The organism is Paraburkholderia sp. BCC1876, from assembly GCF_902833695.1.
Lineage (GTDB): Bacteria > Pseudomonadota > Gammaproteobacteria > Burkholderiales > Burkholderiaceae > Paraburkholderia.
The window spans coordinates 489,274-504,145 of the sequence record NZ_CADFGI010000004.1 but is presented as its reverse complement, the minus strand read 5'-3'; the positions used below and the strand labels follow the sequence as shown (position 1 = coordinate 504,145).

At 64.7% G+C, this 14,872-nt stretch carries 12 protein-coding genes; all 12 read left to right on the top strand.

Features of this window, described 5'->3' with window-relative positions:
• Nucleotides 1-211 precede the first annotated feature (211 nt).
• The 12 genes from HWY05_RS17615 to HWY05_RS17560 all read left to right on the top strand — a co-directional run bounded on the left by HWY05_RS17615 (nt 212) and on the right by HWY05_RS17560 (nt 14,872).
• Nucleotides 212-1,786 carry a sugar ABC transporter ATP-binding protein gene (locus HWY05_RS17615; RefSeq protein ID WP_244146644.1) on the top strand — a complete coding sequence of 525 codons (1,575 nt, stop codon included), beginning with the start codon at nt 212-214 and terminating at the stop codon, nt 1,784-1,786.
• Nucleotides 1,776-2,813 carry an ABC transporter permease gene (locus tag HWY05_RS17610; protein WP_176059066.1) on the top strand — a complete coding sequence of 346 codons (1,038 nt, stop codon included), beginning with the start codon at nt 1,776-1,778 and terminating at the stop codon, nt 2,811-2,813. The genes HWY05_RS17615 and HWY05_RS17610 overlap by 11 nt, the downstream gene beginning before the upstream one ends.
• Before the next feature lie 39 nt (nt 2,814-2,852).
• On the top strand, nt 2,853-3,812 hold the full coding sequence (locus tag HWY05_RS17605; RefSeq protein WP_035554001.1) for an ABC transporter permease: 960 nt from the start codon (nt 2,853-2,855) through the stop codon (nt 3,810-3,812).
• A gap of 573 nt (nt 3,813-4,385) precedes the next feature.
• The gene (locus HWY05_RS17600) at nt 4,386-5,156 is read left to right on the top strand and encodes a ferredoxin--NADP reductase (protein WP_035554005.1); all 771 of its coding nucleotides are present in this window, start codon (nt 4,386-4,388) and stop codon (nt 5,154-5,156) included.
• 454 nt (nt 5,157-5,610) lie between these two features.
• A complete protein-coding gene (locus tag HWY05_RS17595) occupies nt 5,611-6,495 on the top strand; it encodes an ATP-binding protein (protein WP_176059065.1) in 885 nt (294 codons plus the stop codon).
• A gap of 10 nt (nt 6,496-6,505) precedes the next feature.
• The gene (gene rqpR / locus HWY05_RS17590) at nt 6,506-7,162 is read left to right on the top strand and encodes a response regulator transcription factor RqpR (RefSeq protein WP_035554009.1); all 657 of its coding nucleotides are present in this window, start codon (nt 6,506-6,508) and stop codon (nt 7,160-7,162) included.
• A gap of 298 nt (nt 7,163-7,460) precedes the next feature.
• Nucleotides 7,461-8,852 (top strand): amino acid permease, encoded by a 1,392-nt coding sequence (locus tag HWY05_RS17585; protein ID WP_176059064.1) that lies wholly within the window; start codon nt 7,461-7,463, stop codon nt 8,850-8,852.
• 434 nt (nt 8,853-9,286) lie between these two features.
• Complete coding sequence (locus HWY05_RS17580; protein ID WP_176059063.1) at nt 9,287-9,844, top strand: hypothetical protein; 558 nt, start codon at nt 9,287-9,289, stop codon at nt 9,842-9,844.
• 280 nt (nt 9,845-10,124) lie between these two features.
• Nucleotides 10,125-10,676: a (2Fe-2S)-binding protein gene (locus HWY05_RS17575; RefSeq protein WP_176059062.1), complete on the top strand. Its 552-nt coding sequence runs from the start codon at nt 10,125-10,127 to the stop codon at nt 10,674-10,676.
• A gap of 10 nt (nt 10,677-10,686) precedes the next feature.
• Nucleotides 10,687-13,065, top strand: a complete 2,379-nt coding sequence (locus tag HWY05_RS17570; RefSeq protein WP_176059061.1) for a xanthine dehydrogenase family protein molybdopterin-binding subunit — start codon at nt 10,687-10,689, stop codon at nt 13,063-13,065.
• A gap of 34 nt (nt 13,066-13,099) precedes the next feature.
• The gene (locus HWY05_RS17565) at nt 13,100-13,897 is read left to right on the top strand and encodes a xanthine dehydrogenase family protein subunit M (RefSeq protein WP_176059060.1); all 798 of its coding nucleotides are present in this window, start codon (nt 13,100-13,102) and stop codon (nt 13,895-13,897) included.
• 87 nt (nt 13,898-13,984) lie between these two features.
• Nucleotides 13,985-14,872 carry a MoxR family ATPase gene (locus tag HWY05_RS17560; RefSeq protein WP_176059059.1) on the top strand — a complete coding sequence of 296 codons (888 nt, stop codon included), beginning with the start codon at nt 13,985-13,987 and terminating at the stop codon, nt 14,870-14,872.

Here is a 14,872-nt window from a genome sequence, read left to right as displayed (position 1 = left end):
GGACCGTCGCTTCGCTTTTATGCGGCGTACCATGATTCGGCGAAGTCGCTGCAAAGCGCTTCCGCCTGCAGCGCGCGTCAACTGCCGTGCAGTCCGCGCGGATCGTCGCAGACCGTGCAGCACTCGCAGCACATGCATCAGGAGGACACCCGTGACGCCATCCGCCACGCAGACGCCAGACTCTCCCCTCAACGTTTCGCCGCTGCTCGAGATGCAGGACATCGGCATCAGCTTCGGCGGCGTGCCTGCCTTGCGCGGCGCCAACCTGAGCGTCGCCGCCGGTGAAGTGCACGCGCTGATCGGCCAGAACGGCGCCGGCAAATCGACCATGATCAAGATCCTGACCGGCGCCTATCGGCGCGGCTCGGGCAGCGTGCGCTTCGAAGGCCGCGAGGTCGATTTCCGCACGCCGAAACTGGCGCGCGAAGCCGGCATCAGCACGATCTATCAGGAGATCAATCTGGTGCCGTTCCGCTCGGTAGCGGAAAACATTTTCCTCGGCCGCGAACCGCGCCGGTTCGGTCTGATCGATTGGCGCGCGGTGCAGCACCGCGCCGCCGCGCTGCTCGAATCGTTCGGCTTGCAGATCGACGTGAAGAAACCGGTGGCCAGCTATTCGACCGCGATCCAGCAGATGGTGGCGCTGGCGCGCGCGGTATCGGCGGACGCCCGGATGGTCATCATGGACGAGTCCACCTCGTCGCTCGATGAACGCGAAGTGGAGCTGCTGTTCACGGTGGTGCGCAAACTGCGCGACGACGGCCGCGCGGTGATTTTCGTGTCGCACCGGCTCGACGAACTCTATGCGCTGTGCGACCGCGTCACCGTGATGCGCGACGGCCAGACGGTCGCGCAAAGCACGATGGCCGATATGGACAAACTGCAGCTCGTCACGACGATGCTCGGCCGCACGCTCGCCGCCGTCGTGCAGGACGACACCTCGGCCCGCGAAGCGAACCTCGCGCGCCGCAGCAAGCAGGCGCTGGCCGCCATCAATCTGAGCGCACCGCCGAAAGTGAGCGACGTCTCGCTGCAGGTGCATGCGGGCGAAGCGGTCGGCCTAGCGGGCCTGCTCGGTTCGGGTCGCACCGAAACCATGCGGCTGATGTTCGGCGCCGATCCGCTGGAGCAAGGCTCGCTGTCGCTCAACGGCGAAACCGTCACGCTGAAGTCGCCGCAAGACGCGATCGCGCGTGGGCTCGCGTATCTCACCGAAGACCGCAAGGCCGAAGGCATCGTCCCCGAACTGTCGGTACGCGACAACCTCACCCTGGTCTGTCTGCGCACGCTGACCCGAAACGGCATCGTCGACGTGAAGAAGCAGCAGGCGATCGTCGACCGTTTCATCGCGTCGCTTGGCATCAAACTGCGCTCCGCCGATCAGCCGATCCGCGAACTGTCCGGCGGCAATCAGCAGAAAGTGCTGCTCGCGCGCTGGCTCGCCGCCGAGCCGTCGCTGCTGCTGCTCGACGAACCGACGCGCGGCATCGACGTCGGCGCTAAAGCGGACGTCGCGAAGATCGTGCGCGAGTTGCGCGACGCGGGACTCGGCGTGCTGCTGTCGGCCTCGGAACTGGAAGAGCTGACCGCCGTTGCCGATCGCGCGGTGGTGATCCGCGACGGCCGGACCGTCGCCGAACTGAACGGCGCCGACATGAGCGAGACCGCGATCATGGACGCCATCGCCTACGGCAGCGAAGGCCATTCGCAACTGGCCGACGCCGCGCAAACGGCGAACGCCGCCCATATCGAAGACGCGTTGGAGGGCGACCGTCATGGCGCTTAAGCTGCACACCGAATCGTTGCATACCGAACCGCGCCACGGCGAAAGCGCCGCGCAAATCAGCGCCGCGCCGCGCGTCAAAGCGGCCAGCACCGTGCAGAAATGGCGGCGCCTCGCGATGCAGCGCGAAGTCATCGTGCTGCTCGCCATGGTGCTGTTCAACCTGATCTTCACCCCGCACTTCTTGTCGCTGCAAACCTTCAACGTCAACATGACGCAGGTCGTAACGATCGTGATCGTCGGCATCGGCATGACGCTGGTGGTGGCGACGGGCGGCATCGATCTGTCGGTGGGCGCGTCGATGGCGATTTCCGGCGCGCTCGCGCCGATGCTGTTCCTGAACATCGCCGGACCCGCCGGCATTGCGCTCGCGTTCGTGCTGCCGGTGCTGGCCGCCGCGTTGTGCGGCGTGTTCAACGGCTGGCTCGTGACGAGGCTCGCTGTGCAGCCGATTGTCGCGACACTGGTGCTGTTCATCGCCGGACGCGGCATTGCGCAGGTCGTCACCGACGGCAGCCTGCAAGCGTTCAACACGCCCGCATTCCAGTGGATCGCGCTCGGCAAGGTGGCGGGCGTGCCGTTCCAGGTGCTGCTGATGCTGGCGCTGGTCGCCGTGTTCGTGTGGGTCGTGCGTAAAACGCTGTTCGGCCAGTATCTGCTGATCACCGGCGGCAACGAAAAGGCCGCGTATCTCTGCGGCGTGCCGACCGCCACCGTCAAGTTGATCGCCTACACGCTGTGTGCGGCGCTCGCCGGCCTCGCGGGGCTGATTTCGATCTCGGTGAATTCGTCTTCCGATGCGAACGTGGTCGGGCTCGGTGTCGAACTCGATGCGATCGCGGCGGTGGCCGTCGGCGGTACGGCGTTGACGGGCGGCAAGGCGTATATCGGCGGCACGCTGATCGGCGCGCTGATCATCCAGTTGCTGCGCTACACGCTGCTCGCGCACGGCATTCCCGATGCGGCGGCGCTGGTGGTGAAGGCCGGCATCATCGTCGCGGCGGTGTATGTGCAGCGGCGTTCGCGCTGAACCGCAAGACAAGGCAAGGACTCTCCCGGACTCGATGCGATGAAAAAGAATCTCCCTATCCTGCTCGCGCTGGTCGGCCTCGTCGTATTCGGCCTCGTGCGCTACGACCATTTCGGCTCGGCGTACAACATCACGTCTTTCTGGCGCTACAACTCGATGTTCGCGCTGATCTCGGTCGGCATGGCGTTCGTGATCATCACCGGCGGCATCGATCTGTCGGTCGGCACGGTGGCGGCGCTGGCGAGTGTGGTCGCGGCGCTGACCAGCGTGTACGGCAGTTGGGTCGCCGTGCTGGCGGGATGCGCCGCAGGACTCGTGGTCGGCGTGCTGAACGGCCTGATCATCACGCGTCTGAAAATCCTGCCGTTTATCGTGACGCTCGCGACCAGTCTCGGCGCGCACGGCGTCGCGCTGCTGCTCGGCAAGAACGACGCGGTGTCGATCGCGGCCGACTCGAACTTCGGCAACTTCGGTCAGGGCGATCTGTTCGGGCTGCCGATTCCGGGGCTCGTGGCGGTGGCCGCCGCGCTGGCCGGCTGGCTGGCGCTGCGCAGCACGCGCTTCGGACGGCATTCGCTGGCCGTCGGCGGCAGCGAGGAAGCCGCGCGGCTGATGGGCCTGAACGTCGACCGCACACTCGTGATGGCCTATGCGGTGAGCGGCTTGCTGGCCGGCATGGCCGGCGTGATTCTCGCGGCGCAGTTCGGCGCGGGACAACCGAACGAAGGCGTCGGCTGGGAGCTGTTCGCGATTTCGGCGGTGGTGCTCGGCGGCACCTTGCTGAGCGGCGGCGAAGGTTCGATCGCAATGACGATTGCCGGCGTGCTGCTGCTCGGTCTCGTGTTCAATCTGCTGAACTTCGAGAATGGGCTGGGGTTCATCAGCTTGTCGGCGTACTGGCAGTCGGTGATTCGCGGCGTGTTCCTGCTGCTGGTGATCGTGTTGCAGGCGCGGGTGTTGAAGCAGCGTGGGAAGAAGCGCGTGGCGGCGCCGGCGTGATCAATCCTTGAAACTCGCTTAGCGCCACCGGGCCTGGCTTTACGGAGGCGAATACGGCTTTCAGGCTATGCCTGTGTACCAATAAGATCCGCCCCAGATCTTATTGACGGAAGACCGCCGCGCTCACGCCAGGCCTGTCGCGGCCATCCCTCTCGCCACGCTGCGACCGCGCTTTTGCCAGTTTTATCAGCAGGGTCAATGCTGCAGCGCCCGGCGGCTTTCGGTATCATCGCGAACAAGTTGCCCGCGCGGCGCGCCTACCCGGCGCATGCCGGACAGCCGATGGCAGCCGCCCTGCGCGGCGTTCGCCCATCGCCGTTCCCTTGCTGAAGCGCGGCGGCTGCCACGCCAACGTACTTCGCGGCGCCCGACTGTATCAACGGCCGGCACCGCCGCTTCCTGGTCCGGCACCCGCTTCACCACGCTCAACCGCCGCGTCGCCGCCCTCGGGCAGCCGGCGCGGTAAAATAGCGGATTGCGCGTGATTCCCGACTCCGGGTGAACGCAGCATCGCCCTTGCCGTGCCGGCCGGCTCCAACGACTGGCCGCCTTTTTCGCACTATCCAAGAAGCCATGAGCAACCTGAACACACAGACCGTCCTGAGCGTCCATCACTGGACCGATACGCTTTTCAGCTTCACCTGCACGCGCGACCCGGCGTTCCGTTTCGAGAACGGCCAGTTCACGATGGTGGGCCTCGAAGTCGACGGCAAGCCGCTGATCCGCGCCTACAGCCTGGCGAGCGCGAACTACGAAGAGCACCTCGAGTTCCTGAGCATCAAGGTGCAGGACGGCCCGCTCACGTCGCGTCTGCAGCATCTGAAGGTCGGCGACGAAGTCCTGATCGGCAAGAAGCCGGTCGGCACGCTGATGGCCGACAACCTGCTGCCGGGCAAGACGCTGTGGCTGCTGTCCACTGGCACGGGCCTCGCGCCGTTCATGTCCATCATCAAAGATCCGGACATTTACGACCGCTACGAGCGCGTCGTGCTGACGCACACCTGCCGCTTCGTCGACGAACTCGCGTACAAGGAATACATCACCGACCACCTGCCGGCGCATGAACACCTCGGCGAACTGGTGCAGGAAAAGCTGCTGTATTACCCCACGGTCACGCGCGAGGCATTCCAGAACCGCGGCCGTATCACCGAACTGATCGAAACCGAAAAGCTATTCGCCGACCTCGGCGTGCCGGGCTTCTCGCTCGAAAACGACCGCGTCATGCTGTGCGGCAGCCCGCACATGCTGCGCGACACGCGCAAGCTGCTCGACGACCTCGGGTTCGAGGAAGGCAGCAACAACGCGCCGGGCCACTACGTGGTCGAAAAGGCGTTCGTCGGTTAAACCACGCGTCTCGCCCCCGATCACGCGGCGCCGCGCCGCGGATCAAGCAAAAAAGGAGCCTTCGGGCTCCTTTTTTGTTGTCCGTTACAAAATGACGCCGTCTGTTTGACATTTGGCGTCGGTATTATTCCTACAAAATTCGCCGCTTTGTCATGTTGCAATACATCAACCATTGCGTGAAATGTAGGCGCTAACCCTTGGTGTGACTGCATTTTTTCTACTTTTGAGATATCATCGCCGCGCGTGATCAGACGAATAGATCACTCCTTTCGAAGTCCGCAGTTCATGTTACTGAATGTAAATTTCGTTACGTCGCACCGTAGCAATTTGTCCGTCGCACGCTGCGCGTCACGGTTCACCCCTGGAGGCTAGAGACCCGCATGCGTTCTTTCGTCTTCGCGCCCTGGATGCGCATCCGCTTCGCTGTCCACACCGCTTCCTGAGAGGGAAAGTCATGGATACGTCGACTGTCGTCCCTTTTTCCGCGCATCTTCCTTCGTCACCGGCTCGTGACGGCTTCGACACGTCCGCTACGGCCGCCGTTGCCCTCGTCAACGCTGTCGCGCCGCTGTCCGCTGCCGAGCGCGAGCTCGCCCAGTTGCGTGCGCGGGTCCGCGAACTGTCGGCGGAACTCGTGCAGGCGCAGGAGGCGGCTTGCCGGCATGTGGCGCGCGAGTTGCACGACGGCGTGGGCGCCGAGCTGACCGCGACGCGCTTCGCGCTTGCCGGCGTCGAAACCTGGCTGCCCGCCGACGCGCCGCCGCAATGCGCGGCCGCGCTCGCCGTCGCGAACCGTTCGCTCGACGCCGTGTGCGCCGCCAGCCGCCAGGCCGTCGCGGAGCTGCATGCGCCGTCGCTGGAAAGCGGCATTGTCGGCGCGCTGGCGCACTGGACCGGCGACTTCGCCGCGCGAACGCAATTGCGCACGAGCTTCGTCTGCGCCGCCGACGTGCGCCTCACCCGCCTGCCGGCCGACGCCGCGCTCGCCGTATTCCGCGTCGCGCAGGAAGCGCTGAACAACATTGCCAAGCACGCCCGCGCCGAATCGGCGGACGTGCGGATCGAAACCAGCCGGCGTCATCTCACGCTGATCGTCGCCGACAACGGCATCGGCCTGACGCGCAAAGCCCGCAGCCGCCGTGGCCACTTCGGCCTGAGCGGCATGCAGGCGCGCTGCGCCGCTTTCGACGGCACGTTGCGCGTAAGCGCCCGGCGCGTCGCCGCGAAGCGTGGCGAGGGCGCCGATGCGTCGCGCGGCACGCTGTTGCGCGCGCGCTTCGCGTGGGACGCGATGCTGGCCGACGCACCGTGCGCCGAGCGGCGCGCGTTGCAATCGTGAGCGTGCCGACATGAGTCTGCGCATCCTGCTCGCCGACGATCACGCCGTGGTCCGCCAGGGCGTACGTCAATTGCTGCTCGACCGCGGCGTCGCGCGCGAAGTCACCGAAGCGCAAAGCGGTGCCGAAGCGCTCGAGGCTGTCGTCCAGCACAGTTACGACGTGGTGCTGCTCGACATTTCGCTGCCCGACATGAACGGCGTCGAAGTGCTGAAGCGCCTCAAACGCAAGGTGCCGCGCGTGGCCGTGCTGATGTTCTCGATGTACCGCGAGGACCAGTACGCCGTGCGCGCGCTGAAAGCCGGCGCGGCGGGTTATCTGTCGAAAACCGTCGACGCCGCGCAGATGATCGGCGCGATCCAGCAGGTCGCCGCGGGCCGCAAATACGTGAGCCCGGCGATGGCCGAAGCGCTGGCCGACTACGTCTCCTTCGACGGCGAACAATTGCCGCACGAAAAGCTCTCGGATCGCGAATATCAGACGCTATGCATGCTCGCCTCGGGCAAACGGCTGACGGATATTGCCGCCACGCTGTCGCTGTCGGTGAAGACGGTCAGTGTGTACCGCACACGGCTGCTCGAGAAAATGAAGCTGCGCAACAACGCCGAGCTCACTTTCTACGTGATGAGCAACCGGCTCGTCGATCTCAATCCGGCGATGGCCGGCTAAAGCGCCTTTTTCTCCCGCCCTGCTCTGCGCGCGCTGAATAGCGCGCCGTTCGGCGTGGCGAGCCGGTAAGAGAGCGATTCCCTCCCGCTTGCCCTGCATCGCGCGAAAGCTTTTTCGCGATAGATCGCACGACGAATGAACGTGTCGAGCGAATCCCATGCGAAGGGGATTTTTCGCCTGTTCACCGTGCCCTAAAAACTACGTTCCAAAATGGTGCAGCGGCGTGCATCCGTTAAAATCGAGGGTTTCCCCCGACATTCGGCGCGCAACAACGCGTGCACTACTGGAGACCCCGCCAATGTCCTTGTTCCGCAAAAAGAGCGTCGAGCAGATGATCGCCGCGAGCGCTCAGAACGCCGGCCTGAAGAAAGCGCTCGGCGCGCTCGATCTGACTTTCCTCGGTGTCGGCGCCATTATCGGCACCGGCATTTTCGTGCTGACCGGCACGGGCGCCGTTCAGGCCGGCCCGGCGCTGATGGTCTCGTTCCTGATCGCAGCAGTCGCCTGCGGTTTCGCCGCGCTCGCCTACGCCGAGTTCGCTTCGACGATTCCGGTGGCCGGGTCCATCTACTCGTATTCGTATGCAACGCTCGGCGAGTTGGCCGCGTGGATCATCGGCTGGGATTTGATGCTGGAGTATGGGTTGGCAACGTCGGCGGTCTCGGTGGGCTGGTCGGGGTATCTGCAGTCGCTGCTGGCGGGGTTCGGTGTGTCGTTGCCGGTGGCGCTGACGGCCGCGCCGGGCGCGTTGCCGGGGCATGACACGCTGTTCAATCTGCCCGCGTTTCTCGTCATGATGGCGATCACCGCGCTGTTGTCGGTCGGCATTCGCGAATCCGCTCGGATCAACAACGTGATGGTCGCGATCAAGGTGACCGTGGTGCTGCTGGTGATCGGCGTGGGGGTGTTCCATGTGACGCCGGCTAACTGGCATCCGTTTATGCCGAACGGCTGGAATGGGGTTTTTGGCGCGGCTGCCGTTATGTTCTTCGCCTTTATCGGGTTCGATTCGGTGTCGTCCGCGGCAGAAGAAGTGAAGAATCCGGCGCGGGATCTGCCGATTGGGATTATTGCTTCGCTCGGCGTTTGTGCGGTCTTGTATGTGGCCGTGGCGGCGGTGGTCACCGGGATCGTGCCGTCGGCGCAGTTTGCGAATATCTCGCACCCGGTGTCGTATGCGTTGCAGGTCGCAGGGCAGAAGTGGGTCGCCGGGTTTATCGACCTCGGTGCCGTGCTCGGTATGCTGACCGTCATTCTGGTTATGGCCTACGGGCAAACGCGCGTTATTTTTGCCATGTCGCGGGATGGGCTGCTGCCGGCGCGGTTGTCGAAAGTGCATCTGCGGTTTGCTACGCCGTTCTTTACTACGTGGCTCGTTGGGATCTTCTTCGGGTTGATCGGGGCGTTGGTGCCGCTGAATGTGCTCGCTGAGCTGATTAATATCGGGACGTTGGCGGCTTTCTCGATGGTGTCGATTGCGGTCCTCGTTTTGCGGAAGACGCATCCTGAGCTGCCGCGGGCGTTTCGGTGTCCTGGGGTGCCGGTTGTGCCGGTTCTGGCTGTCGCTTCCTGTCTGTTTTTAATGGTCAATCTGCAGGCGGTCACCTGGGTCGCTTTTGTGGTTTGGCTACTCATTGGGATGGTTATTTATTTCGGCTATTCGCGGCGGAATTCCAAGCTCGCGAAGTGAAGGGGGTGGGCCGTGCGGCGCTTTGGTTTGGTTCGGTTTGCCGCACCCGCTGGGTTGGCTTCTCCTTGATTTCTTTGTGGTCTGCCAGCGTTGCCCCTGTGCGGGGCGACACCTACTTTTCTTTGCCTGCCCTGCCGCAAAAGCAAGTGGGCAAAAGAAAGCGGCTCAAACCGCTAGCTCATAAGCGGGGCCCCCGCACAGTCACGGTAGTGGCTCATCTGGAATCCGTGCTCTCGCACATTCCGCTCTCGTGGCACAGCAGTCATGCTTCCGGCGGCGCTTCGCGCGCCGCTGCGATCTTTCGTCGCGCGAATTGCCTTCAATATATGTACGACCCCGTGATGGGTCCGCCCTGTTGAAATGGACTCGCGCCTCCCTCTCGGGGGCGCTCGGCGAAGCCGATTCCGACCTTCCATCCAGTTAGGGAGAGGGAAATGAAAGTCCAGTCAGCCAGCAGTCAAGCGAACGAACCCACTCATGCACCGGCAGCAGCCAGCGGCGGCCCGGGCGCCGCGCAGGTTGCGGTGCCCGCCGTGTTCGACATGTCAGGGCACCGCCCGTCTGACGTGGATATCCGGGCGGGCAACCCGGTGCGCGGAGAACCGGGTTCGCCGGTAAACGGGGGGGCGGCTGCCCTTCGGCTGCGGGGAGGCGGAAAAGGAATTCCGTGGGGCGAGCCTTCTACAAGCAGCGGCGCGTCCGGGTCAAACAACAGCGCGCGTCAGGCTCTGCAGATGCGGCGGTCGCAGTTGGACAATCAACGGCAGCAACTGGAGTCGGAGTTGTATAACGCGAGCCGTGAGATGCCTCTCATGCCAACGGTCGAGCGGACTTCATCCTCCGGCATGCGGACCATCGAAATCGGCACCGCCTACGGGCCGATGGGCAACCCCCAGCAACAAGCCGCAGTAGCCGCCCGCATGTCCGCATTGACACGTCAGATCAACGACGTAAAAAGGCAAATAGCCGACGTGGACCGAGAGCTCAGTTAGGCGCGACCAGGAGGCCCGGAGCGCAGCCACTGCTCCGGGCCTCCCCCGCACTTTTATCGGCATGTCGAGGTGGCGCCGGTGTGTGGGACGGCGCCGCCCCTCCTTGCCTGAAACCGCATCCCAGGCGCCCGCCTAAAAAACCCCTCATAGCGCCCCCGCCCGATTTGTGCTTTACTTTTCGGCATCCCAATAAAAACCGCAGTCCCACAATCGGACCCCGCGAGTAAAACCAAAACAAAGCAGAAAAACGGTCCGGTCTCACCTCACAGGAGACAGCTTCATGACGATCAGCATCAGTCTGACGGTGAACGGCGCCGCGATCAGCGCCTCAATCGACCCCGGTACCCTGCTTGTCCAGTTCCTGCGTGAGCAGCTCCGCCTGACCGGCACCCACGTCGGCTGCGACACCGCCCAGTGCGGCGCCTGCACGGTCCACCTGAACGGCCGCGCGATCAAGTCCTGCAACATCCTCGCGGTACAGGCCGACGGCGCAACCGTCACCACCATCGAAGGACTCGCCCAGAACGGCGCGCTCCACCCGATGCAAGCCGCCTTCAAACACTGTCACGGCCTGCAATGCGGCTTCTGTACGCCCGGCATGGTCATGAGCGCGGTGTCGTTGGTCGAACGCCAGCCCGATCTCACCGGCGACGAGGTCCGCGCCCAGCTCGACGGCAATCTGTGCCGCTGTACGGGCTATCACAACATCGTCAAAGCCGTGCTCGAAGGCGCCGTGGGCATGAAGTCCGCCGGCTCGGCCAACGCAGCCGCCAGCAGCGCCGGCAACAGCGCAACCGCCAACTCAGCGGCCACCGCGCCCGCCACCGCCTGAGGAGCCGACGATGAACGCACCCGACACCCATCTGATCGGCGCTTCGGTCGAACGTAAGGAAGACTACCGTTTCCTCACCGGCAACGGTCAGTACACCGACGACATCGTCCTGCCGCAGCAAACCTACGCCGTGTTCCTGCGCTCGCCGCACGCGCATGCCAAGCTCACCAGTATCGACACCACAACGGCCCGGCAATCGCCCGGCGTGATCGCGATCTTCACCGGCGCGGACATGGCGGCGGACAACGTCGGCGGCCTGCCGTGCGGCTGGCTGATCCACAGCACCGACGGCAAGCCGATGAACGAGCCGCCGCATCCGATCATCGCGCATACGAAAGTGCGGCACGTCGGCGATCAGGTCGCGCTGGTGATTGCCGATTCAATCAAGGCCGCGAAAGACGCCGCCGAACTGATCGAAGTCGATTACGACGTGCTGCCCGCCGTGGTCGACACTGCGCACGCGTCCGATCCAGGCCAGGCCGCCGTGCACGACGAAGTGCCCGACAACATCTGCTACAACTGGGGCCACGGCGACAAAGCCGCGACCGACGCCGCGTTCGCCAAAGCCACGCACGTCACCACGCTCGAAATCGTCAACAACCGCCTGATCCCGAACGCGATCGAACCGCGCGCGGTCAACGCGAGCTACTCCGTGCAGGACGACAGCTACACGCTGTACGTCGCGAATCAGAACCCGCACGTGGAGCGTTTGCTGATGGCGGCGTTCGTCCTGTCGCTGCCGGAATCGAAACTGCGCGTGATCGCGCCGGACGTGGGCGGCGGCTTCGGCTCGAAGATTTTCCTGTACGCCGAAGACGTCGCGCTGACGTGGGCGTCGAAGAAAATCCGCCGTCCGGTGAAGTGGACCGCTGAGCGCTCGGAAGCGTTCGTCTCCGACGCGCACGGCCGCGACCACGTGACCCACGCCGAACTCGCGATGGACGCCGACGGCAAGTTCCTCGCCATGCGCATCCACACGACCGCCAACATGGGCGCGTATCTGTCGACGTTTGCGTCGAGCGTGCCGACAATCCTGTACGCGACGCTACTCGCCGGCCAGTACGCCACGCCCGCGATCTATGCGGAGGTCAAAGCGGTCTTCACCAACACGGTTCCCGTGGATGCCTATCGCGGCGCCGGCCGTCCTGAGGCGACCTACGTGGTCGAGCGGCTGGTCGAAACCGCCGCGCGCGACATGAAGCTCGATCCGGCAGAGATCCGCCGCCGCAACTTCATCCGCCAGTTTCCGTACGCGACGCCGGTCGGCCTCACCTACGACACCGGCGACTACGACACCCTGCTCGCGCGCTCGCTCGAACTCGCGGACGTCAAAGGTTTCGCCGCGCGCAAGCAGCAATCCGAACAGAACGGCAAGCTGCGCGGCCTCGGCTACTCGTGCTACATCGAAGCCTGCGGTCTCGCGCCGTCGAACATCGCGGGCGCGTTGGGCGCGCGGGCGGGTCTGTTCGAAGTCGGGCAGATTCGCGTGCATCCAACCGGTTCGGTCACCGTCTTCACCGGTTCGCATAGTCACGGCCAGGGGCACGAAACGACCTTCGCGCAAGTGGTCGCGGACCGGCTCGGTATTGGGCTGGAAAGCGTCGAGATCGTGCACGGCGACACCGGGCGGATTCCGTTCGGCATGGGCACATATGGCTCGCGCTCGATCGCGGTGGGCGGCTCGGCGATCATGAAGGCGCTCGACAAGATCGAAACCAAGGCGAAGAAAATCGCCGCGCATCTGCTCGAAGCCGCGGTGGAAGACATCGAGTTCAAGGACGGCGTGTTCCGCGTCGCGGGCACTGATCGCACCAAGGCCTTCGCCGAGATTTCGCTGGCGGCCTACGTGCCGCACAACTATCCGCTCGACGTGCTCGAACCAGGCCTTGAGGAAAGCGCGTTCTACGATCCGACCAACTTCACCTATCCGGCTGGCGCGTACATCTGCGAGATCGAGGTCGATCCTGACACGGGCGTGTGCCGGATCCAGCAGTTCACCGCTGTGGACGATTTCGGCAACGTGATCAACCCGATGATCGTCACGGGCCAGGTGCATGGCGGGCTCGCGCAAGGCATCGGCCAGGCGATGCTGGAGCGCTGCGTGTACGACAACGAGAGCGGCCAGTTGCTGTCCGGCTCGTACATGGATTACGCAATGCCGCATGCGTCCGATCTGCCGGACTTCACCGTCGAAACCGCGAAGGGCACGCCGTGTACGCACAATCCGCTCGGCGTGAAAGGTTGCGGTGAAGCTGGCGCGATCGGCTCGCCGCCGGCCGTGATCAATGCGATTCTCGACGCGCTCGCGCCGCTTGGCGTGACGGACCTGCAAATGCCGGCGACGCCGCATCGCGTGTGGTCCGCGATTCGCGCGGCGAAGCAACCGTAAGCAGCCCATTGAAATCCTGAGCGGAGCATTCGACATGTATTCATTCGAGTATCAACGCGCGACGGATCCCAAAGCGGCCGTCGCCGCCCTCGCCGCCGACAGCAACGCGAAGTTCCTGGCCGGCGGTCAGAGCCTGTTGCCTACCATGCGCCTGCGTCTCGCGCAGCCGTCGCAACTGATCGACGTGACGCGGATTCCCGCGCTGAAATCGATCAGCGTCGACGCGCAAAAGGTGACGATCGGCGCAGCCGTCTGTCACGCCGACGTCGCGGATCACGCGGAGCTACGGCGCGTATCGCCGGGACTTGCGGAGCTTGCGGCGCACATCGGCGACCGGCAGGTGCGCGCGCTTGGCACGATCGGCGGATCGCTCGCGAACAACGATCCCGCCGCGTGCTATCCGGCCGCCGCGATGGCATTGGACGCGACCATCGTCACCGAGCGGCGACGCATTGCCGCGAGCGATTTTTTCGTCGGCATGTATGAGACCGCGCTCGCGCCTGACGAGCTGATCGTCGCCGTCGAGTTTCCCGTGCCAGAGTGCGCCGCCTACGAGAAATTCCGCAATCCGGCGTCGCACTTCGCGCTGGTCGGCGTGTTCGTCGCGAAGTTCGCGAGCGGCGTGCGGGTCGCGGTGACGGGCGCGGCGTCGTCGGTGTTTCGCGTGCCGGAGCTGGAAAGCGCGTTGTCGGGGAATTTCACGCCCGAGGCGGCTCGCGCGGTGACGGTGTCGGCGGCCGATCTGAACACCGACATGCACGCGAGCGCCGACTACCGCGCGCATCTGATTCCGGTGCTCGCCGCGCGCGCGGTGACGAAGGCGATCGGTTAGCGACTATCGCCATGGGCGGCTGACGAGACGTGCGGCTCCTGCACGCCGGCGTCAGCCGCCCATTCCTTCGCTCAATTCAGGACCACCATGCAGCCCGCTTCAATCGACGACACCCTCGCACAACTCGCGAACCAACGCTATTTCGCCAGCCGCGAACTCGCGACCGCGTTGTACCTTGCGCTGCGCATGGAGCGGCCGTTGTTCGTCGAAGGCGAGCCGGGCGTCGGCAAGACCGAACTCGCCAAAGCCGCCGCCGGCATGCTCGGTACGACGATGCTGCGGCTGCAATGCTACGAAGGGCTCGACACGGCGAGCGCGCTGTACGAGTGGGACTACCCGCGTCAGATCATGGCGCTGCGTCTCGCCGAAGCCGCCGGCGAACGCCCCGACAACGACACGCTGTATCGCGGCGAATTCCTGCTGAAGCGTCCGCTGCTGCAAGCGCTGATGCCCGACGAGCATCATCCGGGCGCGCGGCGGGTGCTGCTGATCGACGAGATCGATCGCGCCGACGAACCGTTCGAAGCGTTTCTGCTGGAACTGCTGTCGGATTTTCAGGTATCGATTCCCGAATACGGCACGGTGCGCGCGGCGCAGCCGCCGCTGGTCGTGATGACCTCGAACCGCACGCGCGAAGTGCACGACGCACTGAAGCGCCGTTGCCTGTACCAGTGGATCGGCTATCCGGAGCGCGATCGTGAGCTGGAGATCGTCGCCGCGCGGGCGCCGCAAACCTCGGCGGAATTGCAGCGACGCGCGGTCGATTTCGTGCATCGGCTGCGCGGCATGGATCTGTTCAAGGCGCCCGGGATTGCCGAAACGATCGACTGGTGCCGCGCATTGGAAGCACTGTCGGTGACGGAGCTTGATCCGCAGTCGGTGCAGAACACGTTGGGCGTGCTGCTGAAGTATCAGGACGATCTGGCGCGCGTCGATGCCGCGCAAATCGCGCAGTGTCTCGCCGCGCCGGGATAG